Raw genomic sequence first — 18,772 nt, forward strand, 5'->3', positions numbered from 1 at the left:
CCCTATTTTTTGCCGGTTTGAATGGGAAGGGCCTTTCCGTCCAGAGAAAGGAAAGGAAGTGTCTTTTGGGCCGCATCATTGGAAAGAATCACTTTCTCTATGCTCGGATAGGAAAGGATGTTTTGCATGGTTTCAAGGTACATACGTTTAACCGTGATGTCCTTGGCATTTTTGTATTCCTTGTACACAGCCATGAAACGCTGGGCTTGACCTTCTGCAAGGCGGATTTTGGATTCCTTGTATGCTTCCGCTTTGTTAACCATGACCGCTGCTTGACCTCTTGCCTTGGGCAGGATGTCATTGCGGTATGCTTCCGCTTCGTTGATGTAACGGCTTTTGTCCTCACGGGCGGAGGCTACGTCCTTAAAGGCGTCCACAACTTCGTTCGGTGGATGCACGTTCTGCAGCTGCACTGCCAGCACATTTACCCCGAGTTTGTAACGGTCCACAATGGTCTGCAACAGATCACGTGTTTCAGTCTGAATCTGTAGCTTACCAGTGGTCAGAGCCAGTTCGATCTTGGTTTTACCGATGATCTCGCGCATGGCCGCTTCGGCAGCATCCTGAATGGTTTTAGGCTGGTTGCTGACTTCGAAGAGATAGTTCACCGGATCCTTGATCTGGTATTGTACGATGAACTGAACATCAACGATGTTTTCATCACCGGTCAGCATGAGGGATTCCTCGGGCACATTGCGCGATTGACCTTGGGTAAAGGAGCGCGAAGAACCATAGGAACGAAAACCAACTTCCACACGTCTAATCTGTGTGACTTTAGGCTTCATGACCGATTCAATGGGAATCGGAAGGTGGTAGTGCGGTCCCGGTGTAGTGGTATCCACGTACTTGCCGAATCTTGTTACCACACCGACTTCATCCGGTTCTACGATGTAGACCCCGGAAAGAAACCAGAGCAGGATGATACCGAGTATGATAAATTTTCCGCCCGGCAGGCCGGTTCCGCGGAGTTTTTTGATAGTGGAGTTGATGTCGTCCACATTCGGCGGTTTCGGAGTTCCCCCGCCGCCTTTGTTCCTCTGCCGTTGTTCCGATAATTTGTCCCAGTCCCAGTTCATGTAAATTTGATAGGTGAGATAGACCGACATATCAAGGAAAATCGGATATGCAGATCAATATGTTAATGAAATAATAACTTCCGCACGAACGTTCTGTATCAGCAAGCAGGGAGAGTTATCCGGCCATCCTGTAACGCGTTAATAAATATGCACAGATTATATCAATTTTCGTTAAAGATAAAACCCTTTCTGAATATTGTATCCTGTTCAGGATGGTTTTATTTGTTGGCGCACTAAATCAAGGAAGTATTTGGCCTCTACATCATCCGGGTCCTGCTGCAAGGCGGCAGAAAAGGCTTCAAGACTGCCGGGTAAATCTCCGTGCTGTGTTGCAATTAGACCTTTGATTACATCAATCTGTGGCTGCTGCCCGTAGTTGTTGCGGATAAATTCGGCTCTGTTTTGCGCATCAGCAAAACTTTCCTGAATTATCATGTTTTTGGCCAGATTGTAGTGGTAAGCGATTTCATAATATTTGTTAAAGGGCTTGTGTCCTTTTTCAACCTTCCAGCCTACCGAAGGGGTGCGGTCGGAGAAATTACAGTAGGAGCAGGCTTCAAGGGGATAGCGAGACCTCCAGAGCACAAAGTCATGGTAGTCGAAATTTTTCAGGTCGTAAGACATGTGGGGACAGCTTGTGAACCCTTCGCTAAGCATGCCTTCTGGGGCAAACCGTTGATATCCTCCGGCACCGCAGCGATGCACGGTCATATCGCGTAGCAGGGCCATGCAATGAGAGTTGCCGCAAAATCTTTTTACTTCCCTTGGTTGGTCGAAGGTTTCCAGTTTGTTGAAAACAGCCTTTTGGGGGAATTCAATCCTTATATTGGGGTTGTCTTCTTTGATCAGCATGGCTATTCGATAGGCTTCTTCGTATCCGCCTAGTCGTTTTTCGATGGTCGGGTAGCGGGAAATTTTAACAAGCGCCATGAGTTTCCAGAGATCTTTGTAAGCGCGCACAGCATCTTCGGAAAGCCAGAAACCATTGCTGGTGATGACCAGGGGGCGTTCGTATCTTTCCCAGATGTGGAAAGCGAAACGGGTGATATCCGAATGCAGGAATGGCTCCCCGCCCATGAGCGAGATGGCTCCAAGATGGAATCTATCATCGTTAAGAATATCAAGGCCGGGGAAATAGTCACTGGCCTCGTATTCCTTTTCCGGGCAGAAAGGGGAATAATTGTGGCACCAGCGGCAGCTGTTGTTGCAATGGTCTACTGTATGTACTTCAACGTATGGAATATTAAACATGGCTTGCTGTGCGGTTGCCTTTTTTATAAATTATAATGTGATACCTGCTGTTAATGCATACTCTCAATCTGGATCTACCGCAAGAATGGGTTGATTTTTATGAAGCCGGAATAGATTTAGGGCTAACGGAGAAATATAATGAAGGAAATAAGAAGAGAAATTTTCAGGGCCTACGATATCCGCGGGGTTGTGGATCAGGATTTTGATGAGCAGTGGGTTGAGCGTTTGGGCCGGGCCTGCGGTACATGGTTTCGTTCCAAGGGTTGGGACCGGGCGGTGCTCGGTCATGACTGCCGCCATAGTTCTCCTGCCTATCAACAGGCCGTGGGGCGGGGGCTTAATAAATCCGGTGTGGATGTTCTTTTCTTGAACCTTATTCCTACTCCGGCATTATATTTTGCAGCGAAAAAACTGGACTACAAAGCCGGGGTAATGATCACTGCCAGCCACAATCCTCCGGAGTTCAATGGTTTCAAGATTTGGGGTGGCGATACCACTATCCATACCGATGACATTCAGGAAATCTACAATATAATGGAATCCGGGAAGTTCGTTGAGGGAAGCGGCGTGGCTTCCTATCATGATATTGTTCCCTATTATATTGAAGACCTGCTTTCCGGTATTAAGCTTAAGCGCCCGCTCAAAGTTGTGCTGGACGGAGGTAACGGGGCCGGGGGCCATATCGCTCTGGAACTGCTCCGTCAGGCCGGGGCCGAGGTCATTCCCCAGTACTGCGAACCGGACGGCGATTTCCCCAACCATCACCCGGACCCGGTGGTTGCCGAATATATGGGAGACTTGTTCAAGGCTGTGGTTGAACACGGTGCTGAAGTAGGTATAGGTCTTGACGGTGATGCCGACCGCATCGGGGCGGTGGACGAGCAGGGTAATCTTATCCCCGGAGACAGGCTTGTGGCTCTGTATGCCCGTGAAATGCTGGAGCGCAAGCCCGGAGAGACTGTGGTGGCAGACGTAAAATGCAGTCATCTTCTTTTTGATGATATTTCCAAGCACGGCGGTGAGCCGCTCATGGCCCGTACCGGGCATTCGGTCATGAAGGCCAAGATGATTGAGACCGGAGCCGGACTGGGCGGCGAGATGAGCGGGCATATTTTCTTTTCCGACCGTTTCTACGGATTTGATGATGGTCTTTATTCCGCCTTGCGGTTGTTGGAAATTTTATCTGCTACTGAGATTCCCCTTTCAAAAATGTGGGATGAATGGCCGCAGACTTTCTTTACCCCTGAACTGCGCGTTGAGTATCCCGAAAAAATCAAGTTCAAGCTGGTTGAAAGGGCGGCGCAGGAACTTGCCAAGGATTATGAAGTTATAAGTATCGACGGCGTGCGTGTTGTTTTTGAAGGTGGTTGGGCCCTTGTGCGGGCATCCAATACTCAGGCGGCCCTGACACTTCGTTTTGAGGCTTCCTCGCAAGATCAACTTTCTGAAATAAAGAGTACCGTGGAAGCCTTGCTTAAGCGGCTGGCTGCGGAGCTTTGCTCATAGTTGCCATTTTTACATGAAAGCAAATACTTGATACCATCGGCCCATGCAGGTAAGCATTTTCTCCTGTTTTTAATTTATCAAGCAGCACAAGGTATGAATCATGGCATTGTTTATAAAACCACATGGTAAGACCGGTACGGAACGGTTTTTCAGAATGATCGGGATGGTTATAATTCTCGGTCTCGTTGTTTATGCCTTCTGGATGAACAACCAGTCTACAATGGAAAAAATTCAGGCCCGTAATGCACTCTGGGACCAGACCAAGGTTCTGGATCGCTCCGAGCGTGATTACATTCAGGGTTTTATAAGAAGCATGCGCAACGAATTCGGGGTCACGGTTCGGATTCAGATCATTCTCGACCCGATCACGGAACAGGAAGTTGATCCCAAGGAGCTTCTGATCGTTCTTTCTCCTCCTCAGCAGGAGGTAGGAATGTATTTTCCCGGTCTTGTGCATCATGCCTTGGGAAATGAATTTATTTCGGAGCTTGAAAACAAACATTTTGAAAATCATTTTGCTGATGAGGAATGGCCCGCATCGCTCATGACTTCCCTGTCTATGATCTGGGAGCGACTGGTTAACGTTGAATCCAAGCAGCCCGTTCCTGAAGTGCACGCAGAGGAAGACGACAGTCAGCCTGATCCTGAATCATCAGCCCACGAGGAATAAAGTAATTAATGTCTAAAAAGAAAATGACCATTTACACGGACGGTTCCTGTCTTGGTAACCCCGGCAAGGGCGGTTACGGTGCAGTTCTCCTGTTCAACGAACACCGCAAGGAACTTGCACAGGGTTACAAGAGAACAACCAACAACCGCATGGAAATGCGTGCGGTAATCGCGGCCCTTACTGAACTCAAGGAGCCTTGTGAGATTATCCTGTATACTGATTCCCAGTACGTGAAGAACGCCTTCACCAAGAAGTGGATCGACAATTGGCAGAAGAATGGTTGGAAGACCGCAGCCAAGAAGCCGGTTAAAAACAAGGATCTCTGGTTGCAGTTTATCCCTCTGCTGGAGAAGCATGATGTGACTTTTCGCTGGGTAAAGGGACATTCCGGGGACCCTGAGAACGAACGTTGTGACGATCTGGCCCGCAATGCGGCCTTGTCCGGTGATTTAATTGTAGATGAGGGAGCTTAATTTGCCTCCGGCGGCCAAAGAACCTTTTTTGGGAAAAAAGGTTCTCTGGACTCTCCAAAAAACTTTTTAGTTTGCTTCGCTTATAGCATCAAAATGCGTACTACTAACAAAGCCCGCAATATCTTGATAGATATTGCGGGCTTTGTTGATGTTTGTATGAATTAGATTACGAAGCGCCGAAGGCTTATTTAACTATATTTGATATATCGTTGTAGGTTGAAGTCTGCTTCACAAAGCGGGGCTTGCCGTTGAGGCTGGTGTCTATGGCGGAAGCATCCACAAAGTCTATGCCCGGTAGGTCGGCATTATTAACTACATCTCCCAGCCTTACTCCTGTGCGTTGCTTGTGTGCGAGGGCCAGTTTGTCATCCCGGCTGGAGGTGTAGACCGTGATGCGTGCTCTGGTGTTATGCAACTTGGGCAGTATCTTTTCGGCAAATTTATTGCGGTTGATGTCCGGGGTGATGAGGATCAGTTCTTTGATGCGATCCATGTTTTCAGAGCTTAAGTCCAGATCTGCAAGGGCTTCGCAGAGCGGTTCGCAGCCCATGCTGCTGCCGATGAGGTAGATATTTTCTGCGGTGGATTTTTCAGCCACTACTTTCAGAAATTCAGTTAGCTGCGGCACAGTGTGATCCGCGCTCTGTTCATCTGTGAGATAATCAAGTTTATCGCCTTGTGCCGGCCAGCTGAAAAAGAGCGGTGCGCCCTGATATTGCATCTGATAGCTCATGCGGGCGGTGCGTTTGGCTGCTTCTATAAAGGAGATGTTGAAGCCGTGTACGAAAATGAGGACTGAATTGTCGGGATTGTCTTCCAGACGTTTTGGCAGGATAGTTTCAAATGAGCGCAGAGGAAGTTGGCGGACATCTTTAATTTCGTATTCGCAGGCCGGACTTAGGCCGTAGGAAGTCATGGTGAAGTGTGATTTCTTCAGGGTCTTAATCTCTTTATCGTAGGGTATGCTGACCGTGCAGGCTCCCCAGCTTAGGGTTCCTTCTTTATTTCCGAAAGCTTTGTCCGGGACGGTGCTTCCTGTTGCTTTGCGGTCAGTGCCGTAGAAAAGTTCAATTTCCTGAAAAGGATTTTCGGTGGTTAGGGCCTTGGTCAGGTCATTGCCCCATTTGTTGATTGTGTCGGTGCTGCTTTTGGAGCAACCAGCTGACAGTAACAGTGAGGTAAGTGTCAGGACAATTGCTGCTGTTCTGAATAAAAATGATTTTTTCATGCCGGAGCGACCTCCTTGAATGCGCTATAAGGATCAGACTTTATGTATAATCCTTATAGCACAATGGAAGAAAGTCGCAACGACAGAAAAAGAAGTGCTACTTGTAGACGGCCAACCAGTTATGGGGAATGGACCAGCAGCCGTCCTGCGCGGAATCTACGAGGGCATCCAGCAAGCGGGCCACCCCGTATTCATTGCAGGCCGGGATATGCAGGTCAGCTGCGGGTAATGCTTCGGGGGCTGCGTTGGCAACCACTGCACTTAAACCCACATGGCCGAACATGGTCAGGTCGTTCTCGCTGTCGCCGATGGCAATGGAGTTAAGGTCAGACCAGTCGGCTTCTTTCATAATCTGCATCATGGCGGAGTGCTTGCCGTGTCCCGCAGGTCCGATTTCAAGAAAATCTTCGGCAGTGCGTACGCAACTCATACCGTGTTCTTCGGCAAGCTTGCGGACCAGTTCGCACTGCTTAGTCTGCTCGCGATGGGAAAATGTCAGGATCTTGATGGCGCTCTTGTCTTCCGGGGTCGGACCGGACTGGGGCAGGGTTTCGCCTACTTTGATGAAGTCATTAAGCTCTTTTTCGTTGAGGTCCGCACGGGTCCAGATGGAATCGCTCACATAAGTGGCGTAGTTGACTCCGGCATCTATGAGAGCATCTTCGATGGCTTTGAACGGTCCTACTGTTTCCCCGAATACTTCCAGCTTACCATTGCGTACGATCACTGAGCCGTTAACCCCAGCATGAGGTGTTTGTTCGCCGACACTGCTGATCAGGTGCGGTACGCTGATCATGTGTTTCCCGGTGATGAGCGAAAAGTGTCCGCCTGCGGTGGTGTAGCGGTTGATGGCGTTTAAGGTCCGGCGATCAATACGCTCTCCGGGCATGATCAGCGTGTTGTCGATGTCGCAGAAAATCCAAGGCAGGTTTTTTCCCTGCATACAGGCTATTGTCTTAGCGAAGTCCTGTTGGTTGTTACGGGTGTAAGGCAGGGTTTTGCGCGCTATGGCCGGGGGCACGGAATCTACGCCGAACCTGCTCTCAAGTTCAACTATGCGTTGCCCTACAGAATATGATTCCCCAACAGGGGAGGTCCTGAAATCACAATAAGCCACGGCCTTGTGGATGGGGCATTCATAGTTGGGGCCGGGGAAATTGTCGTAAATCTTCTTGATTTCAGGCAGGCTCTCAATCTCAACCGGGGTGCTGGAATGCCAGAGCACGGCCTGAATTAAATCTTCCGGTGCATTGCAGTGGGCGAGGTAAGCTGCTCCGTCAAGAGGATGAAAACCGGTTTTGCTCAGCTTTTCGGAGTAGCCCACATCATGGAAAAGGGCTGCGGTTACTATTTTATCCGCTGTTTCCGCATCATAATCCATTTGTGCTGCAAGCCTGCGGGCAGTGCCACTGGCCTGACGCATGTGGGCCAGTCTGGTTGAATCTGCCGGAAAAAAGGATGCCGCCAGTTCATCGGTCAGGTTTTCGGAAACCGGGCCGAGTGGTTCAGGGAATATTTTTTTCAGAATAGAAGATATTTTCACGGAAAGCTCCGTTTGGGCTGGTTGATGATTCATGGCTTAATTAGGTAGTCTTTGAAAAGTTAAAGTCAAGTAACATTTGGGTTGTTGAAAGATAAAGGCCGTTTGGAAATTTTCCAAACGGCCTGAAATATTTATATTTGCGTTTTCGGTTCTATTTAACTTTTTTTTCAGTTTCGAAAACAAGCTTGTCAAAGACCCCGTTGATATCAAGATGGGTGGTATCTACGATGATAGAATCTTCAGCGGGTTTGAGCGGAGCCACCTTGCGGTTGCGGTCCTGATCATCACGGGCGCGAATCTGCTCAATAAGTTCTGCCATGTTTGCGGACTTGCCCATGTCTTTTAGTTGTTCGAATCGTCTACGTGCCCGCTCTTCAAGATCGGCATCTAGGAAGAATTTACAGGGGGCCTTCGGGAAGATGACTGTACCCATATCACGGCCTTCAGCAATAAGCGGGGTTGTTTCACCGATGTTGCGCTGGGCGATTTTTTGTAATTCGCGCACAGCCGGGATTTTAGCCATGTTAGAGGCCCACATGCCCACAGTCTCGGTGCGGATTTCGTCAGTGAGCGGTGTTCCGTTCAGACTGAGGATAGATTCAGAGCCGCTACCTGAGAGGGTAAATTCAAGTCCTTTAAGGGCTTCTGCAAGTTTGTCCGCATCCCAGTCCCATGAACCTTCGCCCAGTTTCCAGGCTGTTCCGCGGAACATGGCCCCGGTATCAAGGTAAGCGATCTCAAAGTGGTCGGCCAGACGTTTGGCAAGGGTGGATTTGCCGACCCCGGCCGGACCGTCAAGGGTTACGATAAAGGGTTTGTCCATTAAAGGACCTCCTTGAGTGTTTTCAGAAAAATTTTGTTTTCTTGGTCAGTGCCCATATTGACCCGGATGTACTCGCCAAGGCCGAAGCTTTTAAGCGGGCGGACGATGATGCCCCGTTCCAGCAGTTCTTGGAAAACTTCCATGGCGTCACGGGAGGGCTTGAACATAATGAAGTTGGCTTGAGAATCAAGTACCTCGCAGCCCATTTTGCGGATTTCTTCAGTGAAAAGTTTACGTCCGCGCAGGACCACATCCATGGTTGTCTGGAAAAATGCTTCATCTTCCAGCACTGCGATTGCTGCTTCTTCGGCCAGTAGATTGACGGTAAAGGGGGCGCGGGCACTTTTGATGTATCCGGCCAGTTGCGGACTCATGATGCCGTAGCCGATACGCAGTCCGGCCAGACCGTAAGCCTTGGAGAAGGTGCGGGTCAGCACTATATTGGGAAATTCGTCGAGCAGGCCGCGCATGTCGTATTTTTCAGCGGGGCGGGCAAACTCGATGTATGCTTCGTCAATGACCAGCAGGGTCTGTTCGGGAATGGAGGCAGCCATTTCACGCACTTCATCAACAGTCACAGCCAGACCGGTGGGGTTATCCGGGGAGGTCATGAAGACGATGGCGGTCTTTTCGCTCACAGCTTCCGTCAGAGCCTTCAGGGGCTGTTTGTGGCCTGCATCACGGGGAATTTGACGGAAATTGATGGCGCAGAGATGGGACATGAGCCGATACATGCTGAAGCAGGATTCGTAAGTCAGCACTTCATCCTGTCCGGGATTGGCCTTGATGCGCACAAGCAGGTCGAGGATCTCATCCGAGCCGTTACCGCTGATGATCTGCTCTTCAGACACGCCTGTGCGTTTGGCAATGGCTGCGTTTAAGCGCGGATTGCCGTTGTGCGGATAGCGGAAGACAGATGGAGCGTGGCGGTTGATGGCTTTTTGGGCCATGGGAGAAGTGCCCAGCGGGTTTTCGTTACTGGCAAGTTTGATGACAGTATCGAGACCGTATTTTTCCTTGATTTCTTCGATGGTCAGGCCCGGTGCATAGGGCTTTGAATTCATCATATCAGAGCGGACTTTAATGGCGGACATGCTGGAATCCTTATTTGAATTGATGCGCAGTGCGCTTTAATTATTTGATTTCGCCTCCGGCGGCCAAAGGAGATAATCCCCTTTGGAATCCCTATCGGGCTTCGCTCTTGGCGCAGTAAAGACAGGTACAAATTTAAAAGGAAGGCACGGTTTTATTAGTTTGGAACGGGGGATTTGTCAAAATTAATGCTGTTGACATGAGATAGTCATGGAAGTATGGATTTCCAAAATAAGTGATAATTCTTTTAAGGAGTTTTTATGTTTATGAGATCATTGGAGATTGTGCCGCACGTTGCCGACAACGGGTAACAAGCTGGTAGCAGAATGATCTGGTTCTGCCTTGTGCGGAACACCCACTCCATCTGAGGAGCTTTTCTGTTTCCTTCTCGGCTTACGCCGTATCGGACCTCTATTCAGAGTTCCGCCTCTATTGCTGTTCCCAATTTTTGTCGGTGACATACCATTAGCTGTTATTCATGACCTGTATGTATCGTTCAGGTTGTCGGACTCTTGCATCCTTTGCATGCGTCCGTAGCCTGATACATAGATTTAAATGAACATTGCTTGATGCATGACGGTTTTGTTGTGTCTGAACTGTCATGGGTCAGGTTATTAATAGATGGTAATACCAATGAAAATTTTTTACGAATTAGCAGAATGTTTCTCCAGCGATAAGAACCTTAAAGTTTTGGGCTGGGATGAGTTTTTTCATGAAAATGCCAGCGACACAGAAGTTCCCGCCAGAGTTGTCAGCGTGAACAAGGATCTGTTTGCCCTGAGTCAGGGCGGTAAGGATTTGCAGGCCACGCTTTCCGGCAAAGTCCGTTATAAAGCAGGGGTGCCGAACTCAGAGGGATTGTTCCCGGTTACTGGTGATTGGGTGCTTGTCCGGGATTCAGTCATTACAAGGGTTTTGCCGCGGCGTAATACGTTATCGCGCGGTGCTGCCGGGGGACGCGGAAAAAACAGTGACGCAGCAACCGAAGAGCAGATTATGGCTGCCAATCTGGATACTGTACTCATTGTTTGCGGTCTGGATCGTGATTACAATGTCCGGCGTATCGAGCGCTATCTGACTCTTGTTTATAACTGCAATCTGTCTCCCGCAATAGTTCTGACCAAGGCTGACCTGCATGAAGATCCACTGGGCTGTGTTGACGAGGTGGAGGGAGTTGCTTTCGGTGTTCCTGTGCACCTCGTTTCTGCTGAGGATGAAGTCGGAGTTTTAGAACTGGAGCAATATCTGTCTTCGGGAAAGACCGTATCCATGATCGGTTCATCAGGAGCTGGTAAATCTACGCTCTTAAACAGGCTGTATGGCGAATCCGTGCAGCAAACGGGTTCAGTCAGCCAGAGTGTGGGTAAAGGCAGGCATACCACTACCGGACGCGATTTGATCATCATGCCGCAGGGCGGGATGTTGATAGATAATCCGGGGATTCGCGAAATCGCTTTTTACTCGAATGATGGCGGGGTGGAAGATGCCTTTGCGGATATCGAGCAATATGCCCGTTACTGCCGTTTTTCAGATTGCGACCATCTAAATGATCCCGGTTGCAACGTGCTGAAGGCGGTCACGAATGAAGAACTTTCTGCTGAACGGCTTGAAAGTTATTACAAAATGAAGCGTGAACTGGATTACCTTTCACAGAGGCAGTACAAAACCGCTGATCGGGTGGAAAAAGAACGCTGGCGCGATATTGCCCTGCATATAAAGAAGATGAAGAAGACAAGGAAAAAAGGCTAAGCTCAGCCCCCGTCCAGCCATGGGCGGGGGCTTTAAAAGTTAGAACAAGGGAAGTTTTGAATCAACCCCGCCATAATTTTGAGGTGTGGATTACACGTATGATTCTTACCTGTGTGGAAATTCTGTAAAGAAGAAAATACGGCAGATCGGGGATAACCAGTTCTCTGCGCTGAGGTAAAACGCTTTGTCTTCCAGAATGGGGGAATTTCTCTAAGCGTGAAGTGGAATTAAGTAACTGTGTAATTATTTTCAGGCCGACGTCTTCTTCGCCTTTGTCTTTGAAGTATTCAAGAATGGAGTCCAGATCTTTTTCTGCTGATTTGGACCATATTATTTGCATTTTGCGCCAAGCTTGTTGAATTTAGCTTTTATGTCGTCATGGGTTGTGAAATCCCCGCGCTCGATATCTTCTTCTCCCTGCCGTGCTTCTTCAGCATACCAAGTGAGATATTCAAGATAATGGTTAACAGCATCCTTTATTATGCTGGAGCGGCTGGCACCAAGCTGATCGGCCATTTCTTCCAGTCGGATTAAGGTGTTCTCATCAAATCTGGTGCTAATCCCTTTCTGCATTGTCTTTCCCCTTGCTGATTTCGTATCACAATTAGTAATACAAGATAGCAAGGTCCCTGTCTATGGCAGCCATGCCAAAATAAATTCCATTTATTTCAGAAAGAATAAATTCAGCCCTCCGTTTATGGCAGCACCACTTGAATAAATCCTGTTTATTAAAAAACAATGAAGTTAGCCCCCCGTTCATGGCAGGACGGGGGGCTTTTTGAGGTTAGTGAGGTCGACCTTCAGACCGGGGTGAGGGTCATCCGGTCAGTTATGAGGTTATTCTTAGGAGGGTCTAATAGTCAGAACCGGACTCTTGGCGGACTTAACCACCTTTTCAGCAACGGAACCGAACAAGATGCGGTCAATGCCTGCACGCCCGTGAGTTCCCATGATGATCATGTCCGCGTTCTCGCTTTCGGCAATGGCGAGAATTTCTTCAGCCGCATAGCCAGTGACGACCTTGCCGTTGGCAGGTACGTCCTTGAAGTTTTCAGTGATGAACGTATTCATTGTAGAATCTGCGCCGGTTACAATTTCACCGACAAAGTTTTCAATAGAACTGGGGGGCACGTGGAAGCCCACATACTGGTCCAGTGAAGGTGCCACGTAGAGGCAGACGATTTCAGCATCCAGTGTCTTTGCAAGGGTGCTTGCGTATTCTGCTACAACGGGGCTGTGATCCGAAAAGTCCACTGCACAGAGTATCTTCTTGATTTCAGCCATATCCATACCTCCATAATTCAAGGGTGGTGCGTGGAAAAGAAAGTGCATTCATAAAATTTCTTACTTCAAATATTATCCGATAATTGCCACCATGGACAAGCTTTTTCTTATACTTTATCCTGAAGACGGAAAAAAAGTCTCGGTTTAGTGCATAGTAAGCAGAATGTGGCATTCTTTTCCGAGTACCTAATGATTATAAAGTTAGTTAAATCGGCTAGTTGGTTAAGATGCTATGCTTTGGCAAGGTCTTTGCAAGGTCTGAGGTGAAACCAAAGGCTGAGGAGTAAAATATGAAGATAAGTCCTGAACAGATTGAAGCCTTAAAGCTGCAACAGCAGCAGGAAAACAAGGCAAAGAAGGTTGACGGGGCAGCGTTCGGCGAATTCCTTAATAAGGAAGTTCAGCAGGGCGGCGCGCAGCAAAGCGGCGCAGCCTCCGCACCGCCGGTGCCGGGTCTTCAGGCCATGAATCCCCTGTTGCAGGTGCAACAGGCCGCTCAGGTTCAGCAGACCGCACAGGTCAGCGAAAATGAGTTTGTCGGCAAGGTGGAAGACCTTTTCGGAAAGCTTGAAAGTTACGCGCAGCAGCTCGGTTCCTCTGGTGAGGGCGGGTTGAAGCAGGCTTATTCGACTCTTGAAGGCATTCAAGGTGGAGTTGAGTCCCTCAAGAAGGATTGGCCCGGCGTACAAAGCGAGAATCCCGAACTCGGTTCCATCGTATCCGAACTGGAAACAGTGGCCGTGACCGAACAGATCAAATTTAACCGGGGAGACTACGTATAGTCGCTCATACGTATCTCCCCGCGTAAGATTCTTTCTTACGCGAGAAAGCCGCACATCCTTTTGGATGGGCGGCTTTTTATTTGGCAAAATAGATTCGTTTTCTGTATATTGATCGATAACTGACGGTCTCTTTTGGCTTTACTTATTAGATAGATCGTCGTGTGTGTTTTTTGCAAATAAGGATGCACGATATATAAAAGAAGCCCCCTGCCTCGTGAGAAGCAGGGGGCTTTCAATTTCGGTAAACCGATACTGACTAGTCTTCGGTAGTCAGCTCGCCGGTTTCGCGCTTAACGTCTGTGGCAATCTTGTATAGGAATGTCAGAGTAAGTGCGCCGAGTGCGTAAACCATGAATGAAATCATGAGCTCTTTACCGGTGGGCCAGTAAACAGTGACTTCATTGAAGGGGTTCGGTGTTTGACCACCGATCAGCAGGCCGAGACCCTTATCAATCCAGGTTGCAATAACGAGGATAGCGAGGGACCAGGGCAGCAGCTTCTGGTTGTAACGCAGTTTGGGCGGAATGAGCAGCGCGAGGCTAACGATAGCGAAGATCGCTGCAGTCCACATCCAGGGCACGAGCTCGGTATGGCCGTGTTCACCTGCGAACAGGTAGACCAGAGAGTGCATGTGTCCGGGCATATTGGAGTAGAATGCGGTGAACACTTCAAGCATGAAGAAGAAAACGTTCACGCACATTGCGTAAGTGATAATAGTTGTGAGCGTACCGATTGCGGCTTTGCCCGGCTCGTATTTGGTGATCTTGCGAACAACAAATACAACGAGGAGCAGAATTGCCGGTCCGGAACAGAACGCAGAAGCCAGGAAACGGGCAGCCAGAATAGCGGTGAGCCAGTAATGGCGGCCGGGAAGGCCTGCGTACAGGAACGCGGTAACGGTGTGAATGGAGAACGCCCAAATGATGGAGGTGTAAACCAGAGGCTTAACCCAACTGGGGTGAGACACACGCTGACGGTCACACTCAAGGCAGGTCCAACCGATAACTACGTTCAGGATCAGGTAACCGTTCAGTACGATCATGTCCCAGAACAGGATAGAGTTAGGAGTCGGATGGAATATAATGTTGAGCATGCGCTGAGGCTGTCCGATGTCTACGATAATAAAACCGAGACACATGACAACTGCTGCGATAGCCATGAATTCACCCATGATTACCATGCCTTTGAACTTCTTGTAATGATGGAAGTAGTAAGGCAGTACGATCATAACACCGGATGCGGCGAGACCGACTAAGTAGGTAAACTGGGCAATATAAAAGCCCCAGGCAACATCGCGGCTAAGACCAGTGATGGTCAAGCCTTCCTGAAGCTGTCCAATGTATGTGCAGAAACCGGCACCGATGATGAGCAGCAGGAAACCAATCCAGGCCCAGTACTTCGGTCCGCCTTTTAGAGCTTTTTCGAGCATATCAAGCTTCCCCCCTAGATGATGTAGTAAACGCCCGGCTCGGTGCCTGCGGCAGGTTTCCTACGGATGGTGAAGTTCTCACGCAGAGCCTTTCTCACGTTGGAGTCAGGGTCTTGCAGATCGCCGAAAACAATAGCGCCACCGGATTCTTCCGCACATGCGGGCATTTCACCCACAGCCAGACGTTCAACGCAGAAGTTGCATTTTTCAACAACACCGCGCATGCGGGTGGGGAACTTCTTATTGATGTTGTCCATATCCAGATGAGGTCTGGGGTCCATGAAGTTAAAACTACGTGAACCGTACGGACAAGCAGCCATGCAGTAACGGCAACCGATGCAGCGATGGTAATCCATTGCTACGATGCCGTCGGGGCGTACGAAAGTCGCCTTTGTGGGGCAGACGCGTACACAGGAGGGATGCTCGCAGTGGTTACAGAGCAGGGGGAACCTGCGTTTTTCCTGCGCTTCGGAGGGGAAGTTATTTTCCTGTTCGGGGAATACTTCTCCGTAAGTTCCGCTCCACAGCCATTTGATGTCCTGATTGGAATCAATGCTAGGCACGTTGTGGATGTGGTGGCAGGTTTCAGCCAGAGCTTCAATTGCTTCTTCAGTATTAAGTTTACGGGTGTCAACAACCATTGCCCAGCGCTTGGCTTGGAGATGGTTGGAGTTCACTTCGTATTGGGCTCCACCGCTAGATCCACCGGATGCCATGACAGCGGTGGGGGCGATGCAGAGTCCGGCAGCGGAGAGGCCTGCAAACTTAAGGAAGTTTCTTCTACTCTGTTTCATTATTTAGCCTCCTTGGGAGGTACGTGGCAATCCCAGCAGTAGGGAGTTACACTCGCATCAACGTGGCACTTGTCGCAGAACTGTTCCTTGCTGGTGTGGCACTGCATACAGGTGTTTTGAAGGCTGATGGTGTATTTATCGCCTTTAGCACTGATGTAAGTCCTTTTGCCTTCGCGAAGAGCCATATCTCTCCACTCATCAAGAAGCTTCATGTGGTTCGTACGCATGTCCTGAGTGGGAGCAACACATACTTTAGCGTTCTTGGGCAATTCTACCTTGGGTTCTTCATAGCTTCCGCCGATGTTGAACCAGAAAGGCATGGATACCAGGCCAAGGAAAATGACCAGACCAGTTATGATTTTTCCACCATAATGCATGAGTTACCCCTCCTTACCGGGCAGAGGTTCCATACGCAGGTCGGTTTCCCTTTCCTTTTCGCCGTCCATGATGAGGGCGTTACCAACCAGTTCGTGTACACCGCAGACGTCAACGCCGGGTGCCCAGTAGTTGGCAAGAGGAATTAAGGTCGCACGGTCAATAGCACAGATGCAGGAGAGCATGTTTACACCGTTCTCATCCTGAACTGTTTTAAGCGCGTTACCGCGAGGCAGACCGCCACGCATGCGAATTTCCATGATTTCGTCTGTGTTCAGACCGGAGCCACCAGCACAACAGAATGTTTGCTCGCGAATGGTCTGTTCAGGCATTTCGTGGAAGTTCTTAACAACGTTCTTGATAACGTAACGAGGCTCGTCCAGGAGGCCCATGGCGCGCGCAGGGTTACAAGAATCGTGGAATGTTGTGATGATATGATCATTTCTGCTGGGATCAAGCTTAAGCTTGTTATGCTTCATCAGGTCAGCAGTGAATTCTGTGATGTGAACCATCTTGGTCTGACGTGCGTTTTCAAACACGGTACCGGTGATGGGGCTTTTGGGAACTTCAAGGAAGTTCGCGGGGCCGTTCATGGTATCCATGTACTGGTTGATAACACGCCACATATGACCGCACTCACCGCCCAGAATCCATTTTGCACCGAGGCGTTCAGCTTCAGCGTACATCTTGGCGTTCAGCTTCTTCATCATGTCCGCAGATGTGAACAGACCGAAGTTACCGCCTTCAGATGCGTAGGTGGACAGGGTGTAGTCAAGACCGATGTGATCGAAGAGCATCAGGTAACCCATGAAGGTGTAGATGCCCGGATCAGCAAAAACGTCACCCGAAGGAGTGATGAAGATAACTTCATGACCCTTTTCGTTGATGGGAACGTTAATACGTTTACCGGTGATCTCTTCAATATCGTCAACCATGAAGTCGACGATGTCTTTGAAAGCGTGAGGCTGGATACCGAGGTGGTTACCTGTACGGTTACAGTTGGAAACCGGCTCAAGGATCCAGTTGATGTTCACACCGCAAAGGTGCAGCAGTTCACGTGCCATCATGGTTACTTCCGCTGTATCGATGCCGTAGGGGCAGAACAGGGAACAACGGCGGCACTCTGTGCACTGGTAGAAGTAGATAAACCATTCTTTGAGAACATCTTCGGTCATAACTCTGGAACCTGTCAGGGTGCTCAGAATTTTACCGGCCATGGTGAAGTCCTTGCGGTAAACGGAACGCATAAGTTCCGCACGCAGGACAGGCATGTTCTTGGGATCACCGGAACCGATGAAAAAGTGACACTTGTCTGCACAAGCACCACAACGAACACAGATGTCCATGAATACTTTCAGTGAACGATATTTATCGAGTCTTTCCTTGAAACCTTCGTGGACAATGTCCTGCCAGTTTTCAGGAAGCTTCCAGTCCACGTCAGCGGGATTCCACTCACGGGGGTTGGGGAAGCCTAGATACTCGAGTTTTTCCGCCTTGGCGGGATAACACCAATTACCCGGGGATGTATCCACCGGGGTATCCATCCATCCAGTGGATGGCGGCGTATAATTAATGCTTTTAAAAAGCTCATCAGCTTTTGGGAGGTCAGCCATGTCAACTCCTCATCAAAAGGTATTTTAAGGTCTAAGAAACATTAAGTCTTCAAAAAGACTCTATGATTCTTTTTCCACCGGGAGACCCGCTTCAATCATTGGTTCCCTGAAATCGTCTTCGTAATCCGCATAGCTGTGAGGCTTGATGTTAGGATCGTTCCAGGGGTTCTCATGATGCTTGATACGGGTATCGTTAGGCATGTTTCTTGTCGGAGACAGGAATACGCCGCCCGCGTGCATCAGTTTGCTGAAGGGGAAGTAAACCAGCAGCACGCATACGAGGAAAAGGTGGATGTAGAACACCACACTGATTCCTGCGGGAATGACGGGGCTGAAGGTTACAAGACCCATGGTCAGCTTCTTGATGGCGATGATGTCCACATGTGCGAAGTAGCGCATGTAGATGCCGGAAAGGGCGATGCCGATGATGAGAAGCAGCGGAAAGTAATCGGTTACCAGAGAAATGTATCTTACTTTCGGATCTTTGAGTCTGCGGCCGAGGAGAAATCCGAGGCCGGTGAGAATCAGGAGATCAGACATGTAAAGTCTGGGAACACCGATCTGCATGATGCCGTCAAGAAATTCTACGAAACCGATACAAGCAGGAACGGGTTCGAAGAAAAGTCTCATATGCCTGATCACGATGAGCAGGAATGAGTAGTGGAAGAGCAGAGAAAAGAGCCACAGCCATTTGGATGAGGCGTAACTAACTCTTCCGTCCTTGAGTTCTACTGATGTATTCCTGAAAAGGGTACGGAAACAGCAGACTTCAAGAATCATACGGATAAAAGTTTGGCCCGGAGTCACGGGGTTGTCAAAGCGGTCATGCTTGATGAAGTCCAGAGACTTCTGCTGTCCGCCCGTGGTCGGGATACTAAATGGAACCGGGCTTTTGGCCCAGCCAATAATCCGGCTGGCAAAGCCTGCCAGAAATACGGCAACTGCTACATACGGTAGCATCGTGCCGAACAGTCCTGCCATGTGTGCAGATCCAACTCCGAAGAGAGCGATAAGCACCAGGGCAAAAACTAAAACGAGTGAGTACAAAGCGTTCATCTACCTTCACCTCGCTTATAACGTTTGG

General features: G+C 49.2%; 19 protein-coding genes. 5 read left to right on the forward strand and 14 right to left on the reverse strand.

The features are described from left to right. Positions 1-2: 2 nt before the first annotated feature. Together hflK and D0S45_12295 are read right to left on the reverse strand one after the other, a co-directional pair. Complete coding sequence (hflK, locus tag D0S45_12290; protein ID TIH14914.1) at positions 3-1,106, reverse strand: FtsH protease activity modulator HflK; 1,104 nt, start codon at positions 1,104-1,106, stop codon at positions 3-5. A gap of 177 nt (positions 1,107-1,283) precedes the next feature. Then, on the reverse strand, positions 1,284-2,327 hold the full coding sequence (locus D0S45_12295) for a radical SAM protein (GenBank protein ID TIH14915.1): 1,044 nt from the start codon (positions 2,325-2,327) through the stop codon (positions 1,284-1,286). 138 nt (positions 2,328-2,465) lie between these two features. Between D0S45_12295 and D0S45_12300 the strand changes: the two genes are divergently transcribed. From D0S45_12300 to D0S45_12310, 3 genes are all read left to right on the forward strand, one after another. After that, positions 2,466-3,833 (forward strand): phosphomannomutase/phosphoglucomutase, encoded by a 1,368-nt coding sequence (locus tag D0S45_12300; protein ID TIH14916.1) that lies wholly within the window; start codon positions 2,466-2,468, stop codon positions 3,831-3,833. A 100-nt stretch (positions 3,834-3,933) separates the two neighbouring features. After that, a complete protein-coding gene (locus D0S45_12305) occupies positions 3,934-4,503 on the forward strand; it encodes a TPM domain-containing protein (GenBank protein ID TIH14917.1) in 570 nt (189 codons plus the stop codon). Positions 4,504-4,511: 8 nt separating this feature from the next. Next, on the forward strand, positions 4,512-4,976 hold the full coding sequence (locus tag D0S45_12310) for a ribonuclease HI (protein TIH14918.1): 465 nt from the start codon (positions 4,512-4,514) through the stop codon (positions 4,974-4,976). 184 nt (positions 4,977-5,160) lie between these two features. On the opposite strand, the gene D0S45_12315 is transcribed toward D0S45_12310, so the two are convergent. The 4 genes from D0S45_12315 to D0S45_12330 all read right to left on the reverse strand — a co-directional run bounded on the left by D0S45_12315 (position 5,161) and on the right by D0S45_12330 (position 9,664). Next, complete coding sequence (locus D0S45_12315; protein TIH14919.1) at positions 5,161-6,204, reverse strand: alpha/beta hydrolase; 1,044 nt, start codon at positions 6,202-6,204, stop codon at positions 5,161-5,163. 97 nt (positions 6,205-6,301) lie between these two features. Beyond that, complete coding sequence (locus tag D0S45_12320; protein TIH14920.1) at positions 6,302-7,747, reverse strand: HAD-IIB family hydrolase; 1,446 nt, start codon at positions 7,745-7,747, stop codon at positions 6,302-6,304. Between the two features lie 151 nt (positions 7,748-7,898). After that, the gene (locus D0S45_12325; GenBank protein TIH14921.1) at positions 7,899-8,570 is read right to left on the reverse strand and encodes a (d)CMP kinase; all 672 of its coding nucleotides are present in this window, start codon (positions 8,568-8,570) and stop codon (positions 7,899-7,901) included. Beyond that, positions 8,570-9,664 (reverse strand): histidinol-phosphate transaminase, encoded by a 1,095-nt coding sequence (locus tag D0S45_12330; protein ID TIH14922.1) that lies wholly within the window; start codon positions 9,662-9,664, stop codon positions 8,570-8,572. The genes D0S45_12325 and D0S45_12330 overlap by 1 nt, the downstream gene beginning before the upstream one ends. A gap of 631 nt (positions 9,665-10,295) precedes the next feature. On the opposite strand from D0S45_12330, the gene rsgA reads away from it, so the two are divergent. Next, complete coding sequence (gene rsgA / locus D0S45_12335) at positions 10,296-11,411, forward strand: ribosome small subunit-dependent GTPase A (GenBank protein ID TIH14923.1); 1,116 nt, start codon at positions 10,296-10,298, stop codon at positions 11,409-11,411. Positions 11,412-11,472: 61 nt separating this feature from the next. On the opposite strand, the gene D0S45_12340 is transcribed toward rsgA, so the two are convergent. The 3 genes from D0S45_12340 to D0S45_12350 all read right to left on the reverse strand — a co-directional run bounded on the left by D0S45_12340 (position 11,473) and on the right by D0S45_12350 (position 12,695). Further along, positions 11,473-11,751 (reverse strand): type II toxin-antitoxin system RelE/ParE family toxin, encoded by a 279-nt coding sequence (locus tag D0S45_12340; protein ID TIH14924.1) that lies wholly within the window; start codon positions 11,749-11,751, stop codon positions 11,473-11,475. Further along, positions 11,742-11,984: a ribbon-helix-helix protein, CopG family gene (locus tag D0S45_12345; protein ID TIH14925.1), complete on the reverse strand. Its 243-nt coding sequence runs from the start codon at positions 11,982-11,984 to the stop codon at positions 11,742-11,744. Before D0S45_12345 ends, D0S45_12340 begins: the two co-directional genes overlap by 10 nt. Before the next feature lie 270 nt (positions 11,985-12,254). After that, entirely contained in the window at positions 12,255-12,695 is a 441-nt protein-coding gene (locus D0S45_12350; protein ID TIH14926.1) for a universal stress protein, read from the reverse strand. 290 nt (positions 12,696-12,985) lie between these two features. On the opposite strand from D0S45_12350, the gene D0S45_12355 reads away from it, so the two are divergent. Next, entirely contained in the window at positions 12,986-13,477 is a 492-nt protein-coding gene (locus tag D0S45_12355) for a hypothetical protein (protein ID TIH14927.1), read from the forward strand. Between the two features lie 256 nt (positions 13,478-13,733). On the opposite strand, the gene D0S45_12360 is transcribed toward D0S45_12355, so the two are convergent. Genes D0S45_12360 through D0S45_12380 form a run of 5 tightly spaced genes read right to left on the reverse strand, consistent with a single transcriptional unit; the run spans position 13,734 to position 18,744 of the window. Next, entirely contained in the window at positions 13,734-14,906 is a 1,173-nt protein-coding gene (locus D0S45_12360) for a menaquinol oxidoreductase (GenBank protein TIH14928.1), read from the reverse strand. Positions 14,907-14,920: 14 nt separating this feature from the next. After that, positions 14,921-15,700, reverse strand: a complete 780-nt coding sequence (locus D0S45_12365) for a 4Fe-4S dicluster domain-containing protein (GenBank protein ID TIH14929.1) — start codon at positions 15,698-15,700, stop codon at positions 14,921-14,923. Next, entirely contained in the window at positions 15,700-16,077 is a 378-nt protein-coding gene (locus D0S45_12370) for a cytochrome C (protein ID TIH14930.1), read from the reverse strand. The genes D0S45_12365 and D0S45_12370 overlap by 1 nt, the downstream gene beginning before the upstream one ends. A 3-nt stretch (positions 16,078-16,080) precedes the next feature. After that, positions 16,081-17,688: a (Fe-S)-binding protein gene (locus tag D0S45_12375; GenBank protein ID TIH14931.1), complete on the reverse strand. Its 1,608-nt coding sequence runs from the start codon at positions 17,686-17,688 to the stop codon at positions 16,081-16,083. 60 nt (positions 17,689-17,748) lie between these two features. Beyond that, positions 17,749-18,744, reverse strand: a complete 996-nt coding sequence (locus D0S45_12380; GenBank protein TIH14932.1) for a menaquinol oxidoreductase — start codon at positions 18,742-18,744, stop codon at positions 17,749-17,751. Positions 18,745-18,772 lie beyond the last annotated feature (28 nt).

This window comes from Marinifilum sp. JC120 (assembly GCA_004923195.1).
In the GTDB taxonomy this organism is placed as follows: Bacteria; Desulfobacterota; Desulfovibrionia; order Desulfovibrionales; family Desulfovibrionaceae; genus Maridesulfovibrio.